The organism is Streptomyces caatingaensis (assembly GCF_001187435.1).
In the GTDB taxonomy this organism is placed as follows: domain Bacteria; phylum Actinomycetota; class Actinomycetes; order Streptomycetales; family Streptomycetaceae; genus Streptomyces; species Streptomyces caatingaensis.
In genome coordinates, this window is the sequence record NZ_LFXA01000002.1 from 315,443 (window position 1) to 334,045 (window position 18,603).

The 18,603-nt window shown below is 63.2% G+C and carries 17 protein-coding genes; 4 read left to right on the forward strand and 13 right to left on the reverse strand.

Annotated elements, in window-relative coordinates; all coding sequences use genetic code 11:
* Nucleotides 1-60: 60 nt before the first annotated feature.
* From AC230_RS30595 to AC230_RS30605, 10 genes are all read right to left on the reverse strand, one after another.
* Entirely contained in the window at nucleotides 61-585 is a 525-nt protein-coding gene (locus AC230_RS30595; protein WP_078870891.1) for an NUDIX domain-containing protein, read from the reverse strand.
* Between the two features lie 148 nt (nucleotides 586-733).
* Nucleotides 734-3,235 carry a leucine--tRNA ligase gene (leuS, locus tag AC230_RS02220; RefSeq protein ID WP_049714213.1) on the reverse strand — a complete coding sequence of 834 codons (2,502 nt, stop codon included), beginning with the start codon at nucleotides 3,233-3,235 and terminating at the stop codon, nucleotides 734-736.
* A 149-nt stretch (nucleotides 3,236-3,384) separates the two neighbouring features.
* On the reverse strand, nucleotides 3,385-4,257 hold the full coding sequence (locus AC230_RS02225) for an HAD family hydrolase (RefSeq protein WP_078870892.1): 873 nt from the start codon (nucleotides 4,255-4,257) through the stop codon (nucleotides 3,385-3,387).
* Nucleotides 4,254-5,417: a glycosyltransferase gene (locus AC230_RS02230; protein WP_198535384.1), complete on the reverse strand. Its 1,164-nt coding sequence runs from the start codon at nucleotides 5,415-5,417 to the stop codon at nucleotides 4,254-4,256. Before AC230_RS02230 ends, AC230_RS02225 begins: the two co-directional genes overlap by 4 nt.
* Before the next feature lie 48 nt (nucleotides 5,418-5,465).
* On the reverse strand, nucleotides 5,466-6,755 hold the full coding sequence (locus tag AC230_RS30600) for a nitroreductase/quinone reductase family protein (RefSeq protein ID WP_198535386.1): 1,290 nt from the start codon (nucleotides 6,753-6,755) through the stop codon (nucleotides 5,466-5,468).
* Entirely contained in the window at nucleotides 6,755-7,849 is a 1,095-nt protein-coding gene (locus AC230_RS02240) for a hypothetical protein (protein WP_049714215.1), read from the reverse strand. Before AC230_RS02240 ends, AC230_RS30600 begins: the two co-directional genes overlap by 1 nt.
* Nucleotides 7,849-8,958 (reverse strand): DegT/DnrJ/EryC1/StrS family aminotransferase, encoded by a 1,110-nt coding sequence (locus AC230_RS02245; RefSeq protein ID WP_049714216.1) that lies wholly within the window; start codon nucleotides 8,956-8,958, stop codon nucleotides 7,849-7,851. The genes AC230_RS02240 and AC230_RS02245 overlap by 1 nt, the downstream gene beginning before the upstream one ends.
* Before the next feature lie 16 nt (nucleotides 8,959-8,974).
* Complete coding sequence (locus AC230_RS02250; protein WP_049714217.1) at nucleotides 8,975-9,940, reverse strand: hypothetical protein; 966 nt, start codon at nucleotides 9,938-9,940, stop codon at nucleotides 8,975-8,977.
* Between the two features lie 19 nt (nucleotides 9,941-9,959).
* Nucleotides 9,960-11,069, reverse strand: coding sequence for an FAD-dependent oxidoreductase (locus tag AC230_RS02255; protein WP_049714218.1), 1,110 nt, complete (start codon nucleotides 11,067-11,069; stop codon nucleotides 9,960-9,962).
* Between the two features lie 407 nt (nucleotides 11,070-11,476).
* On the reverse strand, nucleotides 11,477-12,001 hold the full coding sequence (locus tag AC230_RS30605) for a flavoprotein (protein WP_078870894.1): 525 nt from the start codon (nucleotides 11,999-12,001) through the stop codon (nucleotides 11,477-11,479).
* A 402-nt stretch (nucleotides 12,002-12,403) separates the two neighbouring features.
* On the opposite strand from AC230_RS30605, the gene AC230_RS02260 reads away from it, so the two are divergent.
* The 4 genes from AC230_RS02260 to AC230_RS02270 all read left to right on the forward strand — a co-directional run bounded on the left by AC230_RS02260 (nucleotide 12,404) and on the right by AC230_RS02270 (nucleotide 16,115).
* Nucleotides 12,404-12,862: a PPC domain-containing DNA-binding protein gene (locus tag AC230_RS02260; RefSeq protein WP_049714219.1), complete on the forward strand. Its 459-nt coding sequence runs from the start codon at nucleotides 12,404-12,406 to the stop codon at nucleotides 12,860-12,862.
* 186 nt (nucleotides 12,863-13,048) lie between these two features.
* The gene (gene tyrS, locus AC230_RS02265; protein WP_049714220.1) at nucleotides 13,049-14,317 is read left to right on the forward strand and encodes a tyrosine--tRNA ligase; all 1,269 of its coding nucleotides are present in this window, start codon (nucleotides 13,049-13,051) and stop codon (nucleotides 14,315-14,317) included.
* Between the two features lie 254 nt (nucleotides 14,318-14,571).
* Nucleotides 14,572-15,237 carry an HAD family hydrolase gene (locus AC230_RS30610; RefSeq protein WP_078870895.1) on the forward strand — a complete coding sequence of 222 codons (666 nt, stop codon included), beginning with the start codon at nucleotides 14,572-14,574 and terminating at the stop codon, nucleotides 15,235-15,237.
* On the forward strand, nucleotides 15,234-16,115 hold the full coding sequence (locus AC230_RS02270) for a DUF1932 domain-containing protein (RefSeq protein ID WP_049714221.1): 882 nt from the start codon (nucleotides 15,234-15,236) through the stop codon (nucleotides 16,113-16,115). Before AC230_RS30610 ends, AC230_RS02270 begins: the two co-directional genes overlap by 4 nt.
* Before the next feature lie 26 nt (nucleotides 16,116-16,141).
* On the opposite strand, the gene AC230_RS02275 is transcribed toward AC230_RS02270, so the two are convergent.
* From AC230_RS02275 to AC230_RS02285, 3 genes are all read right to left on the reverse strand, one after another.
* Nucleotides 16,142-16,693, reverse strand: a complete 552-nt coding sequence (locus tag AC230_RS02275; RefSeq protein ID WP_049714222.1) for a DEAD/DEAH box helicase family protein — start codon at nucleotides 16,691-16,693, stop codon at nucleotides 16,142-16,144.
* Complete coding sequence (locus AC230_RS02280; RefSeq protein WP_049714952.1) at nucleotides 16,693-17,700, reverse strand: AAA family ATPase; 1,008 nt, start codon at nucleotides 17,698-17,700, stop codon at nucleotides 16,693-16,695. Before AC230_RS02280 ends, AC230_RS02275 begins: the two co-directional genes overlap by 1 nt.
* Before the next feature lie 202 nt (nucleotides 17,701-17,902).
* Nucleotides 17,903-18,562 (reverse strand): oxygenase MpaB family protein, encoded by a 660-nt coding sequence (locus AC230_RS02285; RefSeq protein ID WP_198535388.1) that lies wholly within the window; start codon nucleotides 18,560-18,562, stop codon nucleotides 17,903-17,905.
* Nucleotides 18,563-18,603: the final 41 nt, after the last annotated feature.

Genomic DNA, 18,603 nt, shown 5'->3' on the forward strand with positions numbered 1-18,603 from the left:
GGGAGTTTCTGGTTGTCGGAGGTGCCCTTCGGCAACCAGACCTATGCCGCCGGCGCGGCATCAGCGCAGAACCCGATCCAGGGAGAAATATGCCCGCATCGCTGCACTATGAGCAGGGAAGGCGAGAGCAGTAGCCTCGTGGAGCACGAACCACTCCGACGTTTCTGCCGTTGGGGCTGGCATCGGAAGAGCCTCTGCGTCCCGGGCGGGTAGTAAGGCGAATATATCGAGGGTGTTGACCGCACTCCAGGCATCGAAGAGCTGAATTCCATTCGCGGTAGCGTCGAGTCCGGTCTCTTCTTTTAACTCCCGGGCAGCAGCCTCTTGCCAGGTTTCTCCCACCTCTATGTACCCGCCGGGGAAGGCCAGTTGACCCCGACAGGGCTCGACGTCTCGCCGTACCACCACCAATCCCGACGTCCCGGTCCGTGTGATGACGGGCTGGAGTGCGACTGCAACAGGCAGAGGGTTTGCCCAGTTCGTTTCTCCGCATCCTGGACAGTCTCTGGGCCACTTGGCCCCAACTGGATAGGCTGATCCGCAGTATGGGCAGTGTGTGATGGTGCGGCCTCGGGTGTAACCCACGTGAAACGGTCCCTCCCTCGCGTACCCTGCGGTCGGGGTGGCACGGTCGATCTCACCGGGGGGAGATCAGGAGGGCTCGCCATCATGCACGAGCCCATGAATGCATCGTCCGTATGGCCATAGAGGCCATACGGACATCCAGCAATCCCTAGCCGCGGGCTGGCACGAAGTTCACCAGCTTCGGGGCAAGCACAATGGTCTTCGCCACGCTTGTGCCATCAAGTGCTGCCCGGACCTTCTGAGATCGGAAAGCCAGCTCCCGCAATTCCTCCTCACTGATGTCCGGCGAGACCTCAATGCGATCACGGAACTTGCCGGCCACTTGTACGACGCATGTCACTTTCTCCTCGACCAGGAGCGCCGAGTCGACATCTGGCCACCCCGCTTTGAGCACGGAAGACTCGTGGCCCAGCCGGACCCAGCACTCCTCTGCTGTGAACGGAGCGACGCAGGACAGCATGCGGACCAGTGCCGCAGTGCCCTCCTGGACGGCGCCATCACCCGAGCCTGGCTGACGATCGACAGCTTGTCGGAGCATGTTTGTGAGCTGCATCATGCGGGCGATGCCGACATTGAACCTCTTGTTCTCCATCGCCTGCGTGGCCTCGTCCACCAGCCGGTGGACCACCTTACGGAGATCGAGGTCCCCCGTGGGGTTCGCGGGCGCTGGAGAAGCGTTACCGACGTCGCCGGCCAGGCGCCAGACCCGCGCGAGCCACTTCACTGACCCAGCCGGCGACACGTCCGCCCAGTCAATGTCGTCTTCGGGCGGGCTGGCGAACAGCATCGTGACCCGAACTGCATCAGGGCCGTGCTGGGCGATTTGCTCCTGAAGGTTGACCAGGTTGCCCAGGCTCTTGCTCATGGCCTTGCCGTTCATGATGACCTGGCCCTGGTTGGTCAGGCGAGTGAACGGTTCAGTGAAGGGGACCAGTCCAAGGTCGTGGAGCACTTTGGTGAAAAACCGGGCGTACATCAGGTGGCCCGTCGCGTGCTCCTTCCCGCCGACGTACTCGTCGACGGGCAGCCATGCCGCCATACCGGCCGGGTCGAACGGGCCATCCTTGTAACGGGGGTTGGGGTACCGCAGGAAGTACCACGAGGAGTCGACGAAGGTGTCCATGGTGTCGGTGTCCCGACGAGCCTGTTGTCCGCAAGCAGGGCAGTTCACCTCTACCCATGCACTTGCAGTCTCCAGGGGCGACTTTCCACCCTCCGGGCGCAGCGTGTAACCACCTTCGGGGAGCTTGACCGGCAACTGCTCCTCCGGAACAGGGACGGCCCCACATGAGTCGCAGTAAATGATGGGGATCGGTGTTCCCCAGTACCGCTGTCGCGACAGGAGCCAGTCTCGCAGGCGGTAGGTGACAGCTCCATGACCGACGCCTCGCTCCTCCAGGTCGGCGATGACCGCGGTGATGGCCGCTTCCTTGCGCAGGCCGTTGAGCGGACCCGAGTTCATGAGCACGCCGTCACCAGCCGTTGCGATGCCTGTGTCAGCCGGGTCAGGCTCGCCCGTGTCGACGACAGCACGGACTGGGAGGCCGAAGGCGCGGGCGAAGTTCAGGTCGCGCTGGTCGTGGGCCGGCACAGCCATGACGGCTCCGGTGCCATAGTCGGCCAGAACGTAGTCGGCGGCGTAGGTGGGGAGCCTCTCACCGTTGACCGGGTTGACTGCGTAGCGGCCGAGAAATACGCCGGTCATGGGTCGGTCGATGGCCAGTCTTTCCATTTCAGCCTTGGAAGCGAGGCCGGCTCGGTACTCCTCGAAGGCCACTCGGTGCTCGGCGTCGCAGAGTTCGTCGGCCAATGCTGAGTCGGCAGCTACGACGAAGAAGGTGGCGCCGTAGAGGGTGTCGGGCCGGGTGCTGAAAACGCGAACTGGCTCGCTGCGGCCCTCGATCTGAAAGTCAATGTGGGCACCGGTGGAACGGCCGATCCAGTTCCGCTGCATGCTCAGGATCTCGTCCGGCCACTTGCCTTGCAGTTGCTCCATGTCGTCCAGCAACCGCTGTGCGTAGGCCGTTGTGCGGAAGAACCACTGGGTGAGGTTGCGCTTCACTACGTCGGTGCCGCAACGTTCACACTGGCCTTGGATGACCTGTTCGTTCGCCAGGACCGTCTCGTCACTGGGGCACCAGTTGACCGGGGCTTCCTTACGGTAGGCGAGGCCGCGTTCGAACATCTTCAGGAACAGCCACTGGTTCCAGCGGTAGTACTCCGGGTCCGAGGTGTGGAACCTGGTTCGCCAGTCGAAGGAGATGCCGAGGCGTTCGAACGATTCCGCCTGGATATCGATGTTGCCGTACGTCCAGTCACGGGGGTCGAGGTTCCGCTTGCGGGCTGCGTTCTCGGCAGGCAGGCCGAAGGAGTCCCACGCGATGGGGTTCAGCACCTGTTGACCACGCATGCGTGCGAAGCGGGCCATCGTGTCGCTGATGCTGTACACCTCGGCGTGTCCCATGTGGAGGTCACCCGAAGGGTAAGGAAACATGCTGACGACGAGGGTCCGCTGCTCGTCTTTCGGGCTCGCTGGCGTCAGCTCCTCCGCCTCGAAGAGTCGCTCTTCCCGCCACAGTCGAAGCCACTTGTCGATGCTGCTGTGCGGGTCATAGGTCTCTCGGGCGGTAACCCCTTGCTCGTCAGACATTTGTTCCAGTCCTTGTTGCGGAAGGTGATAGGGCTGTCCGGGCTCGGCGTGGCGGTGCTGGCAGGTGTGCGATCCAGGAAACCCCAGGCGATCCGGTCGCTGCGCCCGGATAGCGTAGCGTGGCCGACCTGGCCGTCAGTGCGTCAATGTCACTGTCCCAGCTCGGGACTTGGCTTGTTTTGCTGATCTGCTTGTCCGTTGAGTGGGATTAGATGGGCGGGCAGGCTCTCCAGGGCGTACAGGGCCGGTAGCACGGCTCGTGTCGACCTGACTGGGACAGCGAGCGGGTTCTGGGGTCTGTGCGATGCCGGCTGATCGGTGATCCAGATGGCCGGCACCTTGCAGGCGAAGGCCCCAAGGACATCACGGTCGTAGGTGTCGCCGACGACGACTGCCTCCTCGTACCGTCCACCCGCGCGCTCGATCGCGAGGGACACCGCTCGGGGATCCGGCTTAGCGAATCCCACCTCTGTGGAGATCACAAGACCGCGCATGTATTCGAGCAAACCCGACGATCCGAGCTTGCGGCGCTGGCCGTCACCAGGCCCGTTGGTCAGCACGACGAGGCGTCGTTGCTCGCGCACGAGAGTCTCCACCAGGTCAGCGGCTCCAGGGAGGAGGCGGACACCCTCGTGGCGATGCTGCGTGTAGACGGCGCCGACCGCTTCAGCGAGCCCGCGACCAGCCGCACCGACGTTGTCGAGCGCGAGCTTCCACGCAGCCTGCCGGAACGCTGGCAGCCAGGCCCTCATCCGGTCGAGCGCAGGTACAGCCCTCTCGAAGTTCTCGGAGAGCCCGTCCCATGCCGAGATGCCGAACGCGTCGCTGAGTGGATCGATCCATGTCGCCCTCCACCAGAGCCTCTGGGCAGTCACCCGGGCTACGCGAGCGAAACGGTCGGGGGCGATGCCGACGTGCTCATGGAGCAACCGCCCTGCGGCTAGGAACGCCCGATCGGTGGTTCCCCTCTCATCGATCAGGGTCCCGTCCAGGTCCAAGATCACAACCTGTATGCGCTTCATCGGGCCCGCACTCTGTCGAGCCAGGTGGCGACCCCAGGCATCATGGCTTCGTAGCGGAAACTCTCTGAGGACGACGCCGCAGCTCCGCGCATCCCTGCTGCGTGATCGTCCTGCAAGCAGGAGAACATTGCCTCCGCGACGTCGTCCGCGGACAGAGAGGCGGTCGTCGCCCCGAATCCCTGGTTCGCGACAATGTTCCCAAGGGCGCCCCGGCGTGGTGCGATGACAGGCAGCTCATATAGCACAGTCTCACGGAGCCTCATGGGAGGGCAGAGGTCCCACAGCACGTGTGGCTCGTACAAGCAGAGAGTGGCCCGCGCCGTTTCCATGACTGTGATCCGGTCTGCCAGAGACAGGCCGCCGTGGCAGAAGGTGACGTGTTGGGCAAGCCGGCGGTCCGCGGCTACGGCTTCCTCGACAGCTCGGTAGGCCGCGGTCGGTGTGCCACGCTGCGGGTACAGGAACCACAGAGTGGCTTCGTGCCCGGAGTCGAGGAGAGAGCTGAGACCTCGTACGGCAGCTACTGGGGAGTAGTGATTCCACAGGCCCCCGTTCCACACAAAGTCGGGCCCGGGGGTAGGGGACTGTGCTGAGGGTTTCAGTCGCGTTCTCTCATTGACATCGCTGAAACCCACTGGCAGCAGCCATAGGAGGTCGTCGAGCGACATGTCTTGGGTCGGTTCCAGGAGCAAATCGAATCGGCAGGTGGTAAGCAGACCCGTCAGCACCTGCTTCTCCGTTTCGCTGGCCACGAAGTAGCCATCTGCTAACCGTAGGCGCATCAGATATGTTTCCAGCAGGGCACGATATTTCGATGGCCGGTCGTCCGAATCGTGCACACGCTGATACGTCGTGTACTCCAGCGGCCATACGATCGCATCGAATATGCAGATCGCCCCGGCTGCTTTGAACCGTCTAATGGAGTCTACGGGCGTCGCAAACCCGTAGAGGTATATGTCCCGATCTCCCGGAGCGACCTTGCTGTACCCGACGTTCCATGGAATTCCAGTCCAGGTCTCCTGAACGTCTGCATGTGGAACGTCGGGAGTCAGTACTGATACTTCATCGTAGTGCTCCAGGGCACATGCCAGCTCCCAGGCTCGGAAACCGACACCGTTCAGACCTGACGACATCCCTACGCCGAAGTCGACATACAACATGACATCCCCCAGGGGAACGAAGATGCAAGGGTGATCTGGCGCGTACGCTCATCCGGGTATCTCTTGCAAACGGATTACAGGAATCCTGCGGGAGGTGCTGGCCTCGTAGCGAGCGTACTCGGAATCGTGCGCCACCTGGCGTTCGTAAACCCGACTTCGTTCTTCTTCGGTCAGCTCTGTAGCAGTCGCCTCGAATTTTTGGGAGCCGATTTCTACGGTGACCTTCGGGTTGACCCGCACGTTGTGGTACCAGTCAGGGTTCTTGTCCCTACCTCCGTTCGAGGCGAAGACGAAGAGCTCATTGCCTTGGCGCTGATAGGCGAGGGGGGTGGTGCGGTGCCGCCCGCTGCGAGCCCCGACAGTTGTGAGGAGAAGGATCTCCCAAGAGTCTCGCGCACCTGTCAGTCGTCCCCCGTTGGAGCGGAACTCCTCGATGAGCCGGTTCCTTCGGACGAGGCCCGCAGCTCTGCCTTCAACGGAGGGGTCCGTACTGAAGCGCGCGGGAAGCCCGTCGGTGAGGATACCCGGCAAGTACTTCCCCGTGGCCGTCGTCGTCGGCAGCGCGAGGCCGACGCTCTTGGCGTACCTGAGCGCGAGTTCAATCTCGCGGGTGGTTCGTTCCACGAAGGGATGACTGCCGATTCCGACGCTCAGCGCATCCTCGTCCTTCTTGCCCCAGTGCTCGAGTACCCAGCTGCTGCCGGTGCTGGAGCGTATGCCGTCGAGCAGGGCTTCACGTGGTAAGCCGGCGGCAGCCGCAATGTGGGCCACCTCAAGCATCGCCAGGCGATTGGAGTGAAACAGCAGGTTGTTGCAGAGCTTGAGGCCCATGCCAGCACCGACGGGACCAGCGTGCACGATGTTGTTGCTGTACAGGTGGAGCGCCCACTGCACGTCTTGGATCGTGGCGGCGTCACCCCCTACGAAGAGGGTGAGGACTCCCTCACGCATGGAGCCGCGCCCGCGGCTCATGCCTGCATCCACGAGCGCGACGTCTCGGTCAGCGAGATCCTTCGCGAGGGCCTTGCACGTCTCGGGGGCGACCGTTGAGTGCACTACCACCACGGTTCCGGGGCGTACAGTTTCGGTGAGACCGTGCTCTCCTAAGACCACGTCGCGAACCTGGCTATCGGTGTGCACGAGGACGAGCACGACGTCGCAGCGGTCGGCAACGTCCGCAGGATGCTTGGCAGGCCCAAAGAGCGGGGAGTCGAGATCCGCTAAGCCGGAGAACTTGTCGAGGCCGACCACTCGGTGACCGACGGAGAGGATGCGCCGGGCGATCGTGCCGCCCATTTCACCGAGGCCGATCACGCCGATGGGCAGATTGCTGTTCATCAAGTGGCTCCTTCGGAAACGGTGCTGTCGGATGGGGCCTCCAGCCGCTGCGGGTCGGCAACCTGGACCAGGAGCTGGCGCCATTCGTCGAAGACGGCCTTGAGAGGGTCTCCATGCATCGCCGTACCATCAGGACGAAGGGCCCTGCGCCAGGCGCTTTCCCAGTAGCGGCGGACGGTCGGCGTTATACGTTGGAGCTTCTCCGCCCTTACTCCCTCGGTGTCGAGGCAGAACAGCACGGACCGGTCCTCTGCACGAGCCATACGGCTACTTCCAGTGACCGACGGCGCAGGCACGTGAGCGAGGTGGTCGATTCGGCTATGAGAGCCGATGGCTGCTGACACCGACCGAGCTGTGCGGACAGCCTTCGCCTGATGCAGATTCTCTGCCACCACAACACGTTGGACATCACGGCAACCGAGCAGCTCGGCTACCACAGATGGCATGTACGTCACGATGCTGCGTCGGTACTGCCGCAGCCGAGCTGCGCTGGGGGGCGTTTGCCCGGATGACGAGGGCCGGATGGCGTACAGATCGGCCAGCTCCGTGGCCGTGATCAGGTTGCTGACAGCCTCAACCGCGGTGTCCAGTGTCGCCGACACTGTGTCGCTATCGGTCCGGATCAGAATGGGCGGGTGGCCACCTGGTATGGAAGCGGCGATGCTGTTGACGAATGCTTCGACCTGATCACCGAAGCGCCGCCACGCGTCCACAGTGATCGATGAGTTGCTGATGATGATCTCTTCACCGATCGGTAGGAACAGCATGCAGGGCACGCGGGCCCATGCTGCCAGCAGCAGAGGCTGTACCGTATCGACTACGAATTCTGTCCGCAGTCGCTCCAGCCTCGCATCGCAGTTGGTGAGGCAGGCTCCGCCGACCACCACTGACTGGTTGCCAATCAGGGGCTCGAACTGAGGATTCACCGCAAAGGCAATCCCGTCATTCACCGGACCGTATCCAGACAGGCCCCTGCTCTGGGCGGACACGAGCCCGAGCTGATCGAGAAGCCAGGCACCTGATCGTCTGTACATGGCGCGCAGCAAACGATCAGCAATCTGATTGTCCAACGGGACAGCGGTCACGCCGGACATCAGGACGCTGACTCCACATAGGAGACGATGGTCTCACTGATGAAGTCGACCTCGGCATCAGTGAGTTCGGGGTAGACGGGAATCGAGATCACTTCGGCTGCAACCTCGGTGGCACGGTCCGAGCTGTGAGCCCTCAGAGCGTGCCCCTCGAACGCCGGCTGGTCATGCAACAGCCACGGGTAACAGACCAAGGTGCCGATTCCCCGGTCGGCGAGCTTCTGGCGCAGGCCGTCACGATCCGGAACGCGGATCGTGTACTTGTGGTAGACGTGTGCCCCGACCTTGGTGGCCGTCGGCGTGACGACGTTCGGAGATGAGGCGAAGTTCCTCATGTAGCGGGCCGCGATCTCCTGCCGACGAGCGATCCACGTGTCGAGGTGCGGCAGTTTGGCGGACAGCAGCGCGGCTTCGAATGGGTTCAGCCTGCTGTTGAGTCCCATTCGTGTGTGACGGAAGCCTCCGGCATTGCCGTGGCCACGCAGGGACCGGGCACGAGCGGCGATCTCTCGGTCATTGGTGAGTACGGCCCCTCCGTTGGAGAAGCTGGATAGGTGCTTCGACCAGTTGAAGCTGATGCCGGAGGCGGCGCCGAATGAACCGACATACTGGCCGGCACTCCGGGCCCCGAGAGCTTGAGCAACGTCCTCGACGATGGTGATCGAGTGCTGGTCCGCTATCTCCTTGAGCGCCTTCATATCGATAGCCTCGCCGAAGAGGTGAACCGGCACGATGGCTGCGGTCTTGGGCGATATCGCGTCGCGGACGGCGTCCAGGTCCATGACCATCCGATCGGGGCCCACATCGACGAACACCGGGGTGAACCCCGCCATCACGATGCTGGCAGCGGTGGCGTAGAAGCCGAAGTCACAGGTGATGACCTCCGCGCCGGGCGGCGCATCGAGAGCACGGAGGGCGATGATGAGCGCATCTGTGCCCGATGCGACCGCTATCGCCGCATCAACCTGGCAGTAATCGGCCAGCGCGTGTTCGAACCTCTCGACTGCTCCGGCGAAGGCGGTGTCGTCGGTGAGATCGATCGAGCCGAGAGCTTTGGCCAGTTCATGTGAAAGCTCGTCGTGTTGCTTGCTGTTGGAGTGGAACGGGATCACAGCATCGTCCCTTCGGTCAGATGTTCGCCGTCAGCGGGGACTCAACCTTGGAGCTGATGCACCGGTGCTCTTGTTCGACACGATCAACGACCAGCTGCCGGAGGACCTGACAGTCGGCGAAATCGCTGGACAGGCACGGATCGGAGCTCACCTGCTCTTCCGCGTTGTGCAGGAACTCGCGCCACGGCCGCTCGATGTCGGTTCCGTATAGCGCCAGGAGCCGCCGCCACGACTTCTCGTATGCGGTGACTGAATCCAGCCATTCTCCGAGCGTTTTGCGGGGAGTGTGGCTGCAAGGCAAGTGGCTCGTAGCGCGGACCGCGCGGCCGGCTGCGAGCGCGCAGGCGGACAGACTCGGCCCGATGAGGGTGCCCAGGTTCAGGGCCGTGTTCACAGCTTGCTCGAACGCTGGGCGCCGAGCGAGGGTTCCGCCAGCCCCGCCTTGAATATAGGGCTTGTTGACGACGCTTCCTGCACGTTCCAGCACTCGTATGAACTTCTGCGAGCTGGGGGTCTCCCAGAGCTTGCACTGCTCGTGGATGACCATGCCGCTGATGGCGTCGAGCGTGGGTTCGGTGGTGAGCGCCTGTTCCAGGAAGGCCCAGTGGGCGGTGCCCCTCAGGACTGCATCAGCGTCGAGGAACCCGACCAGATCCTGCCGGGTGTCCAGACGCGCGGTAATTCCGAGGCCCTCCTGGACCGCACGAACGTAACCCACGTCCTCGGGGATGATAGCTACAGCGAATTCCGCAGTCGTATCGCTGAGTTCCTTGATCAGGTCATCGGGGGTTATGGCGGGCTCGCGGGCGCCGTTGAAGACCACGACATGCATCGTATCCGTGCGCTGGACCGCTTCCGAGGTAGCCCTCAAACTGGAGTTGATTGCGGATCTCGGATCGTGGTCCGGCCCTACAGGAACGATGATGGGGATTGCCTGCTCCCATGTCCTTTGTATGGGAATGTGCAGCAGTTCAGTAGTCATGCTCGGCCCTTTTCCTGCATCATCGGGATTCGAGGATGTGGTGTGCTGCGTTCAAGCCCTGCCGGACGGCCTGATCCATGTTGATGTAGCTGTAGGTGGCCAGGCGTCCGGCAGCTGTAAGCGGATTCCTTGCATAGGCTGCGAGCTGTGCCTCGTAGGAGACTTGCAGTGCCTTGTTGCTGCCGGCGCTGTCGGGTACCGGATAGTGCTTGGCAGCGGCTCCGGGGTACTCACGCATGACGATGGTCCCTGGCCTGTGGTGCAATTTCTCCAAAGCCCACTTGGTCTCGATCGTGCGAGTCCACTGGACGCCAACGTCCGGCTCATTCACCACCATCGACGGCTGGACGAGTTTGACACCCGGAATGAACTGACTGTCAAGTCGAACTCCCCGCCATTCCAGAGGCCCCAGCTCGTTGCAGAAGAAGTCGTCCAGAGCTGAGGTGATCAAAACAGGCTCACCCGGCAAGGATATATCTTCCAAGTCCTTGTAGGTGATGCGCTGACCGAGGTGGATCTCTGAGCTCTCGAGGAGCGCCTCCACGAGCTCGGTGTAACCCCGCTCCGGCCATCCCTGATATGGGTCTCGAAAGAGTCCTCGGTACTCGTCGCTGCGGAGCTCGACCCTGTTGTGGGCTATGGAAGCCGAGAGCGTATCAGGTGATCTGCCCCACTGTTTTTGTGTGTAGTTGCGAATGCAGAGATTGTAGAGTGTCTCCCCCATGAGTGACTGACAATAGGTCTCGAAGTTAGTTGAGTCGACCTTGCGTGGGATCGAAGCCAGCTCACGTTGTACTTCCGGCCATTCCTCTAGCTGGCGCAGTTCGGACCTCTGGAGCGGCCAGCTCAGCTCGTGAGAACGTACACGGATAGTGACGCGGTGCTGATAGGGCGCGAAGTCGACCAATTTGGAGACGAGTTGCCATACCTCGGTGTCATGCGTGTGGAATATGTGTGCACCGTGCGGCTCGTAAGGGATACCCCTCAGCCACTCGGGTCGAATGTGTCCTCCAACCACGTTGGCCTGTTCGTACACGCGAACGCGAAACCCATGTCGTGTCAGCTCCCACGCGGTTGTCGCTCCAGTCAGCCCTGCGCCGACCACAACGCAACTATTGCTTGCTGCCATGCTCGATTTCCCATCCTCGCCTGAGTAGGTGTCTCATCTACGCCCTTTTGGAAGACGGCGTTTTCAGGATGTGAGTGGCTCGTGATTCGTAGACACTCGCAGGGAAGACGCCTGCCTCGTTGAGCTGCGCTACGGGAGCACGGTCAGCCAGTGTGGTGTTGAGATGACAGCGCAGCACATCGCCTTCGTGATATCACTCAGGTGATGCTGGGTGCCGGAGTGAGGGCTGAGCGTTCATTTCCGGTCACCGGGAGGCGCCCAGGCGAAGCCCCGTTGGACCGCGCAAGCGATTGATGTGAAGGTGCCGGACCGCTGTCGCGAACGGAGCCTGCAGCGTTGACAGCGCCCACTGCTGGGCAATCGTGGATGCACACGAGCAGGTGCGGACGAGTTGCTCGTAAGCCTAATTAAGGGCGTAGCGAGTCCATCTGATTCTGTAGGGAAGGCCACGGGAAGGGCTCTGACTGGTCCGTAGGGAGGAATCGAACTCCCCAGGATCGAAGGCTGGCCACGGCTCGCACGTACGCTGGGTGTGCAGACAGCTGGGCGTTCGCCCATGGGGCCAGGAGCACGGGCATGCCACCACCGACTGCCTCATTGATCACGGCCAGAGCCAGGGTGTCCGCGATACCAGCGCCGAGCTTAGTGATCGTGTTGAACGACGCCGGCGCTGCGACCACAAGCTGCGCACGAGGCAGTTCCACTGGGTCACCGGGATCGAAGTCCCATCGCACCACGTGGTTCGAGCGTTCCTCCGCCTCGGCGAGGTCCAGGAAGTGGCGCCCTACTGGACTGGGGATGAGGTAGGGGTCCCAACCCGCTGTACGAAGTGAGGTCGCGAAGCGGGGGAGGTCTCGGGTTGGGCGGGTGCCGCAACCGACGAGGTGTACGACTGGATGCAAGGCCGGCTCCCTTCGATTCAGGGCGATCATGGCGTCGCGTGTGCCTGTGGCTGAAGACGCCGTGGCCTTTGACCTTGCACGTTCACCCGTTTCGCAGAGGCGCCAATGGATGAGGTGGGATGATCACATCAGGAGCAGCGCATCGACGAAGGTGCTACCGATAGGCCGTACGAGCATGGTCGCTCGCATAACGGCAGGTCCCAGGCCAGCCCAAGCGGCACCTTCGTGTCCGGCGTAGGAAGGCTGACGTGAGGAGCATGCGAAGGCAATGCCCACACAAAATGATGCACCGTGATTCTGAGCAAAGAGCCAGGCTCCTTGCTCACCGCGTCCTGGCTGAACACCTCAAGAGGCATAGTGACCTGCTGGTAGCTGGTGGTTGCTCAGGCGGCGTTGATACGGCGAGTCAAGGATCACCAGGAGGGAAGAGGCATGCGTGCCCATGAACTGACCATCGGACGAACCTTCGGTGTCACCTTTGACCACGGTAAGGACTTCTTCGAAGCGCTTTCCACCTTCTGCCGCGAGCACGGCGTACGCCAGGGGTACATCCCCTCATTCATCGGCGCCTTCGCAGAAGCTGAGATTGTGGGAGCCTGCGAGAGGCTCGAGAACCCGGACGCACCGGTCTGGTCCAAGACGTACGTCACCAACGTGGAGGCGTTTGGAGCCGGCACCCTAGCCCACGATCCGGAGAGCGGCGCCATCCTGCCGCACATCCATGTGTCCGCCGGTCTCAAGTCACCGTCTGCCGACGGTCGCACGAGTCACCTCTTGAGTGCCAAAGTCCAGTTCCTCAGCGAGTTGTTGGTGGTCGAAGTCGTGTCACCGAACATGACTAGGCCGCACAACCCCGACCTGTACGACGTGCCGCTGCTCGCCTTCGGTTGACCCGCAGCGCTTGTCGGTCAACGGCGTCGCGTGGAAGTCTTGTTGAGTGGAAGAGCCGAATGCTGCATGCTGTCATAAGTCGACATCATCACCCTCATCTCCGATACGTTGACGCCTCCGTGCGCCCTGCTGGAGCACTAAGCTGGCCGCACTTGTCTACACGCGAAGCCAAGGAGACACTGGACCGTGACGGTCATCTTCGACGAGCTCAGGTGGCGCGGGCTGATCGCCCAGTCAACTGACCAGGAAGCACTGCGCAAGGCTCTCGCGGATGGCCCCGTCACCTTCTATTGCGGCTTCGACCCGACCGCGCCCAGCCTGCACGTCGGCCACCTGGTGCAGGTGCTCACTCTCCGCCGGCTCCAGCAGGCCGGGCACCGACCGCTGGTGCTCGTGGGCGGCGCGACTGGCCACATAGGTGACCCTCGGCCGACCGCCGAGCGCACCCTGAACGACCCGGAGATCATCGCACTGTGGGTGACCCAGCTGCGTGCGCAGATCGAGCCGTACCTCTCCTTCGAGGGCGACAATGCGGCGATCATGATGAACAACCTGGACTGGACCGCGGGCCTATCCGTGATCGAGTTCCTGCGGGACGTCGGCAAGCACTTCAGGGTGAACAAGATGCTCACCAAGGACTCGGTCGCTCAGCGCCTGGCATCCGATCAGGGCATCAGCTTCACAGAGTTCAGCTACCAGTTGCTTCAGGCCATGGACTTCCTGGAGCTTTACCGGCGGTATGGCTGCACCCTCCAGACGGGCGGCAGCGACCAGTGGGGCAATCTCACAGCCGGCCTGGATCTGATCCACCGCCGGGAGCCGCACGCCGAGGTGCACGCGCTCGCCACGCCACTGATGACGAAGGCGGACGGTACCAAGTTCGGCAAGACGGAGACCGGCACGCTCTGGCTCGCCCTGGAGATGACCACGCCGTACGCGTTCTACCAGTTCTGGCTGAACACGGACGACGGGGATATCTCGCGGTACATGCGCATCCTCTCCTTCAAGTCGCCTGAGGAGCTGAAGGAGTTGGAGAAGGTGACCGAGGAGCGGCCGCAAGCCCGTATCGCGCAGCGTGCGCTCGCCGAGGAGCTGACCACGCTGGTGCACGGCGCTGACCAGTGCGCCGCCGTGATCGCGGCGTCGAAGGCGTTGTTCGGGCAGGGTGAGCTCCTCGAGCTCGACGAGGCGACGCTGGCCGCTGCGATCTCCGAGCTCCCGAATGCCAAGGTGAGCGAGCTCGGTCAGGTCACCGATCTGTTCACGGAGGTTGGCCTGGTGGCGAGCAAGTCGGCCGCTCGCCGCACTGTCAAGGAAGGCGGCGCCTACGTGAACAACGTGAAGGTGACCGCCGAGGACGCGGTGGCCACGGCCGACGAGCTGCTGCACGGACGCTGGCTGGTGCTGCGCAGGGGCAAGAAGAACCTGGCGGCGATCGAGGTCACTGGAGCCTGAAGCAGACAGGCAGGTGGAAGCTCAACCGTGAGCGGGAGGAGACCTTCCGGCTCATGATGCTGGGCTACGGCAACCACGAGGCGAGCAAGATTGTCGGCAGCAACCCAGTGTCGGCCGCCCACCCTCCGACGTACCGGCTGGCAGGGTGCGGAGTCGGCGGATCTTGCCGCGGTCGGTTTCGGAACCATCCCTATCGGCACCCCTGGCAGGGCCCTTTGGGGTGCGCCGGCAGGCTCAAGTTAGGGTCTGTTTCTATGCAACGGTTGGTTCTCTTCGATCTCGACGACACGCTGATCGATAGGAGCGGAGCTCTGGTCAGCTGGGTGACCACGTTCATTGCACGACATCGTCTCGGGGACCATGTCCGGCGGCAGTTGCTCGCCAGGTTGCAGGACCGCGCTTCTCCTGCGACCTTCGGAGAGATCCGATCCGAATACTGCCTTGCGCCGTCCCCGGGTGCCCTGTGGCGGGAGTACCGCCGTGATATGGCGGCATCCGTCGCCTGTTCAGACGCCGTCCTTGCCGGCCTCGCGGCGCTCCGGGCTTCGGGATGGCGGGTTGGGATAGCCACCAACGGGCCGAGTGACATCCAGACGGCAAAGCTCCGGGCCGCTGGCATACTCGAACATGTGGACGGTGTGTGTATCTCGGAAGTAGCCGGCGCCCGAAAGCCGGAGGTCGCGTTCTTCGCCAAGGCAGCGGAAGCATGTGACTCCTTGCTCTCTGGAGGCGGCTGGATGGCCGGGGACGATCCCGAAACTGACATCTGCGGAGGCAGGGCAGCGGGGCTGCGGACCATCTGGGTGGGTCGCGACAGGCATTGGCCCACCCACCTCGCCCCACCCGACAGATCGGTGCCAACTGCCCTCTCGGCGATTGAACTGCTCCTGGCCGTTGACCACTCGAGGGGTACTGCATGACGGCGAACATATCGACGGTCGGGCTGCTGCACCCCGGCAGCATGGGTGCCGCTTTCGCTGCCCAGTTACGTTCCCAGGGCACTCCCGTGTTGTGGTGCCGGACTGGCCGTAGCAATGCTTCCAGGCAACGGGCCGACTGTGCTGGCATCGAAACAGTCGATGATCTTGGTGAGCTCCTACGACGTGTCGATGTGGTGCTGTCGCTATGTCCGCCTGAGGCTGCCGAAAACGTTGCAGCACAAGTTGGAGCCCTTGGCTTTCGAGGAGGCACGTACATCGAGGCGAATGCGATCACCCCGCTGAGGGTCCGCCGCATCGCCGATCGCCTGCCTCACGCGGTTGTCGTCGACGGAGCTGTGGTCGGCTCCCCGCCGCTGGGCGGTAAGCAGCCCACCCTCTATCTCTCCGGGCCGAGCGAACACGTTGCGCAGGTCGAAGCGCTTTTCAGGGGCACTGATATCCGTCCCCGCCGTTTGGGAGAGGAGATCGGGAAGGCTTCCGCGCTGAAGCTCGCCTACTCCAGCTATCAGAAGGCATCACGAGTCCTGGCCGCTGTGGCCTACGGGCTTGCAGACTCGCACGGTGTCGCCGACGAACTCCTTGAGATTGCGAGCAAGCGCTCTGGCAGCTATCTCGCCGAGACCGACTACATCCCCAAGACGGCCGCACGTGCTTGGCGGTGGGGCCCCGAGCTGGGCGATGCAGCGGACCTGCTCGCCGAAGCAGGTCTCCCGGATCACCTTATGCGTGCGGCTACCGAGGTCCTCCATCTTTGGGAGAGCGCGAGGGGCAGGACCCTCACAGTCGACGAAGCCCTCCGGCAGTTGTGCACTGAAGGACAGGCTGACCACGATGGTATGGGGGCCGCGGAGAGGTAGTCGTCCGTGCGGTGGATCCCTGTCTGTCACGCTGAAGTGCGGACCAGGTGGTCAATCTGCCGGGCTGCGTCTGCCGGTGAGCAAACCTCGGTGTCCACGCGGAGGTGCCACGACGCGGACTGGTGGTGGGTGAGGTCCAGGTCGGTCGCGTCCCAGGCTATGAGTCGTGCATCCGTATCGCCGTCTCCCCGTCCCTTGGAACGCAGCGCTGTGGTGTCGCGAGAGCACCACAACAGGATGCGCGACCACCTCGCAGGGTAGTTCGAGGCGACAGCCTCGACGCCTGCTACTTGGCCCAGGTGCAGGATGGGGACGCATCCGTCTTTCATCACCGCGTCCAGGCCTGGCCGGTCGACGACGTAAGTGTTGCCGTAGCGGTCGTTGCGGTAGAGGACATCGCCGTGGGCCTCCAGCTCATCCAGCTGCTCAAGCGTGCCCATCCTGTATCCCTTGGTGTTTCCGCTCCCGACCTTGAGACGGGTGAAGGGAACGTATCGCGGATCGAGCGCGGCGAGCTCGTCGGTAACGGTGTCCTTCCCCGCGGCCGGCGGCCCGTACAGCAGTATCCCTTGATTCATCAGAACACCGTCCCGAAGACCTGACGTACTTGATCAGTGAGTGATATGGCCGCGCCCAGCCGGTTGTCCACTATCAGGTGGGGTACCGCAGGCCGGAGCTCCGAGTTGATGGTCGCTGCGTAGTCGTCCCAGTTCTGTAGTTTCCAGCTGTCACGAGCCGCCGATCGGAAGCTGATGTACTCGTGCATGGTCTCGAGGTCACACTGGATCCAGACGACAGCGACACTGACCCCTCGTGCCTCGCATCGGTTGGTCAGGCGCCTTATCCAGCGGACATCGGTTACCTCGGAGACAAAGGGTGCAGTCAGCACCGTGCTGATGGAGCAGTCGACGTTCGCGTACGCGGTCTCCAGCAAGCACTGGTATTCCAGCGGGCGCACTTGTTCACGGTAAAGAGTGGAATGCCGGTCATGAGGGTCACTGCCCATCTCGACAAGTAGCCTCTCCACGAGTGGCCGTGTGATCGGGTCCTTATCGAGTACAGGCCATCCGGTGAGCTGGGAGATGAAGCGTGAGAATTCCGATTTTCCACTGCCTGCGTACCCGCCGACCATAAGCAGTGTCGGCCGGTTCGGGTCTCCACCGGTGTGGCGCCGCTTCCACGCATCGATGATCCGCTGCTGCACCCCCCGCCCATCGGAATCCGTCGTTCCTGGGGCGATCTGGGACAAGGCGCGCTCAACAGCCAGTACGTGAGCGCCGTTGTACGGCTCGCTCGACGGCGTGAGCTTCATGAGCGTCGCTTCGTCCGGCAGGGCGTTACGGAAGCCGAGCTCGGGTTCCGTAGCCCGGTAGAGGAGGCAGTACGCCCGTCGGTATTGAGGTCCGGGGTAGACCTCTCCCTGCTCGTGCTGCCACAGAGTCTGGAAGTTCGCTGCTGGCTCAGCGATGCCCGCAGCGCGGGCCACCTCCCGCAGCCGTTCCCCAGCTCTCTCCAGCGTCAGCCCGTGCGCCTCGCGCATCTCACGGAGCCTGTCCGGGCGCCATCCCGCACGGCGCTTTGCCATGTCCGTTACCGCCTGCCCATCCCTTGCCATGATCAAGACCATAAGTCTGCCCCTCATGAACCCGTGTGCAAGCAGATGTTGAAAAGTCATGTCGTCACGGAGCGAGCGGTGGCGGTGGCCGGCGGTGATAGTCGATCGTCGATGCCTACGGTGTCATGTCCAAGTCCCGCCCACACATCGCGTTGTCAGGCGGGAGATCTGATCACCCGAGATCGCGCACGGCAGGGGGCAGGACCGGGCGGTAGCCGGGATCAGCGTGGGAACGGCCGATGCGCCGGGCTCGCAGCCGCATGCCCCCGGAGGCCAGTGCATGTACAAGAGCAGGTGGGCGGCGGGCTCCGAAGGCGCAGCGGAGCGGCTCGTCGAGGAGCGCGTCCGCGGCGGCGCGGACCAGGGGGCCGAGGACGGTGGGGAAGCGGTTGGTGAGAATACTGCGGGTGGCGGCCCACAGCTCGGCGGCCTCCGCGGTGCGGTTGAACCGGCTCTGTTCGTAGCGGTCCATCCAGGTTGCGAACCCGCCCCACGTCGGCGGGACCTTGTGGATGCCCATGCGTTCGGCCAGGGCGAGGTAGAAGACGTGGGAGGCGTCCTTCTCCCCTGTAGTTGTGGGCCGCCAGGCGTAGGTGTCGCACCAGCGCATCGGGGCGACGTCGAAGCAGGCCAGGACATAGAGGAACTCGTCGTTGGTGATTTGCCAGCGGGCATGGATGCGGTTGAGGGCGGCCACGGTCTGAGTACCCAGCTCGCTGTCGAGCCCATCGCGGAAGAGCCGGTACATCATCTGGCCAGTCGTCTTGGCGCGCAGCTCCGTCTGGCCCGTCATCTTCCTTGTCGAGGCCAGGAGCTGCGCGATTTCGGGCACAGCAAATGTACGGTAGAAGCCGATATTGAGGCCGAACGCGA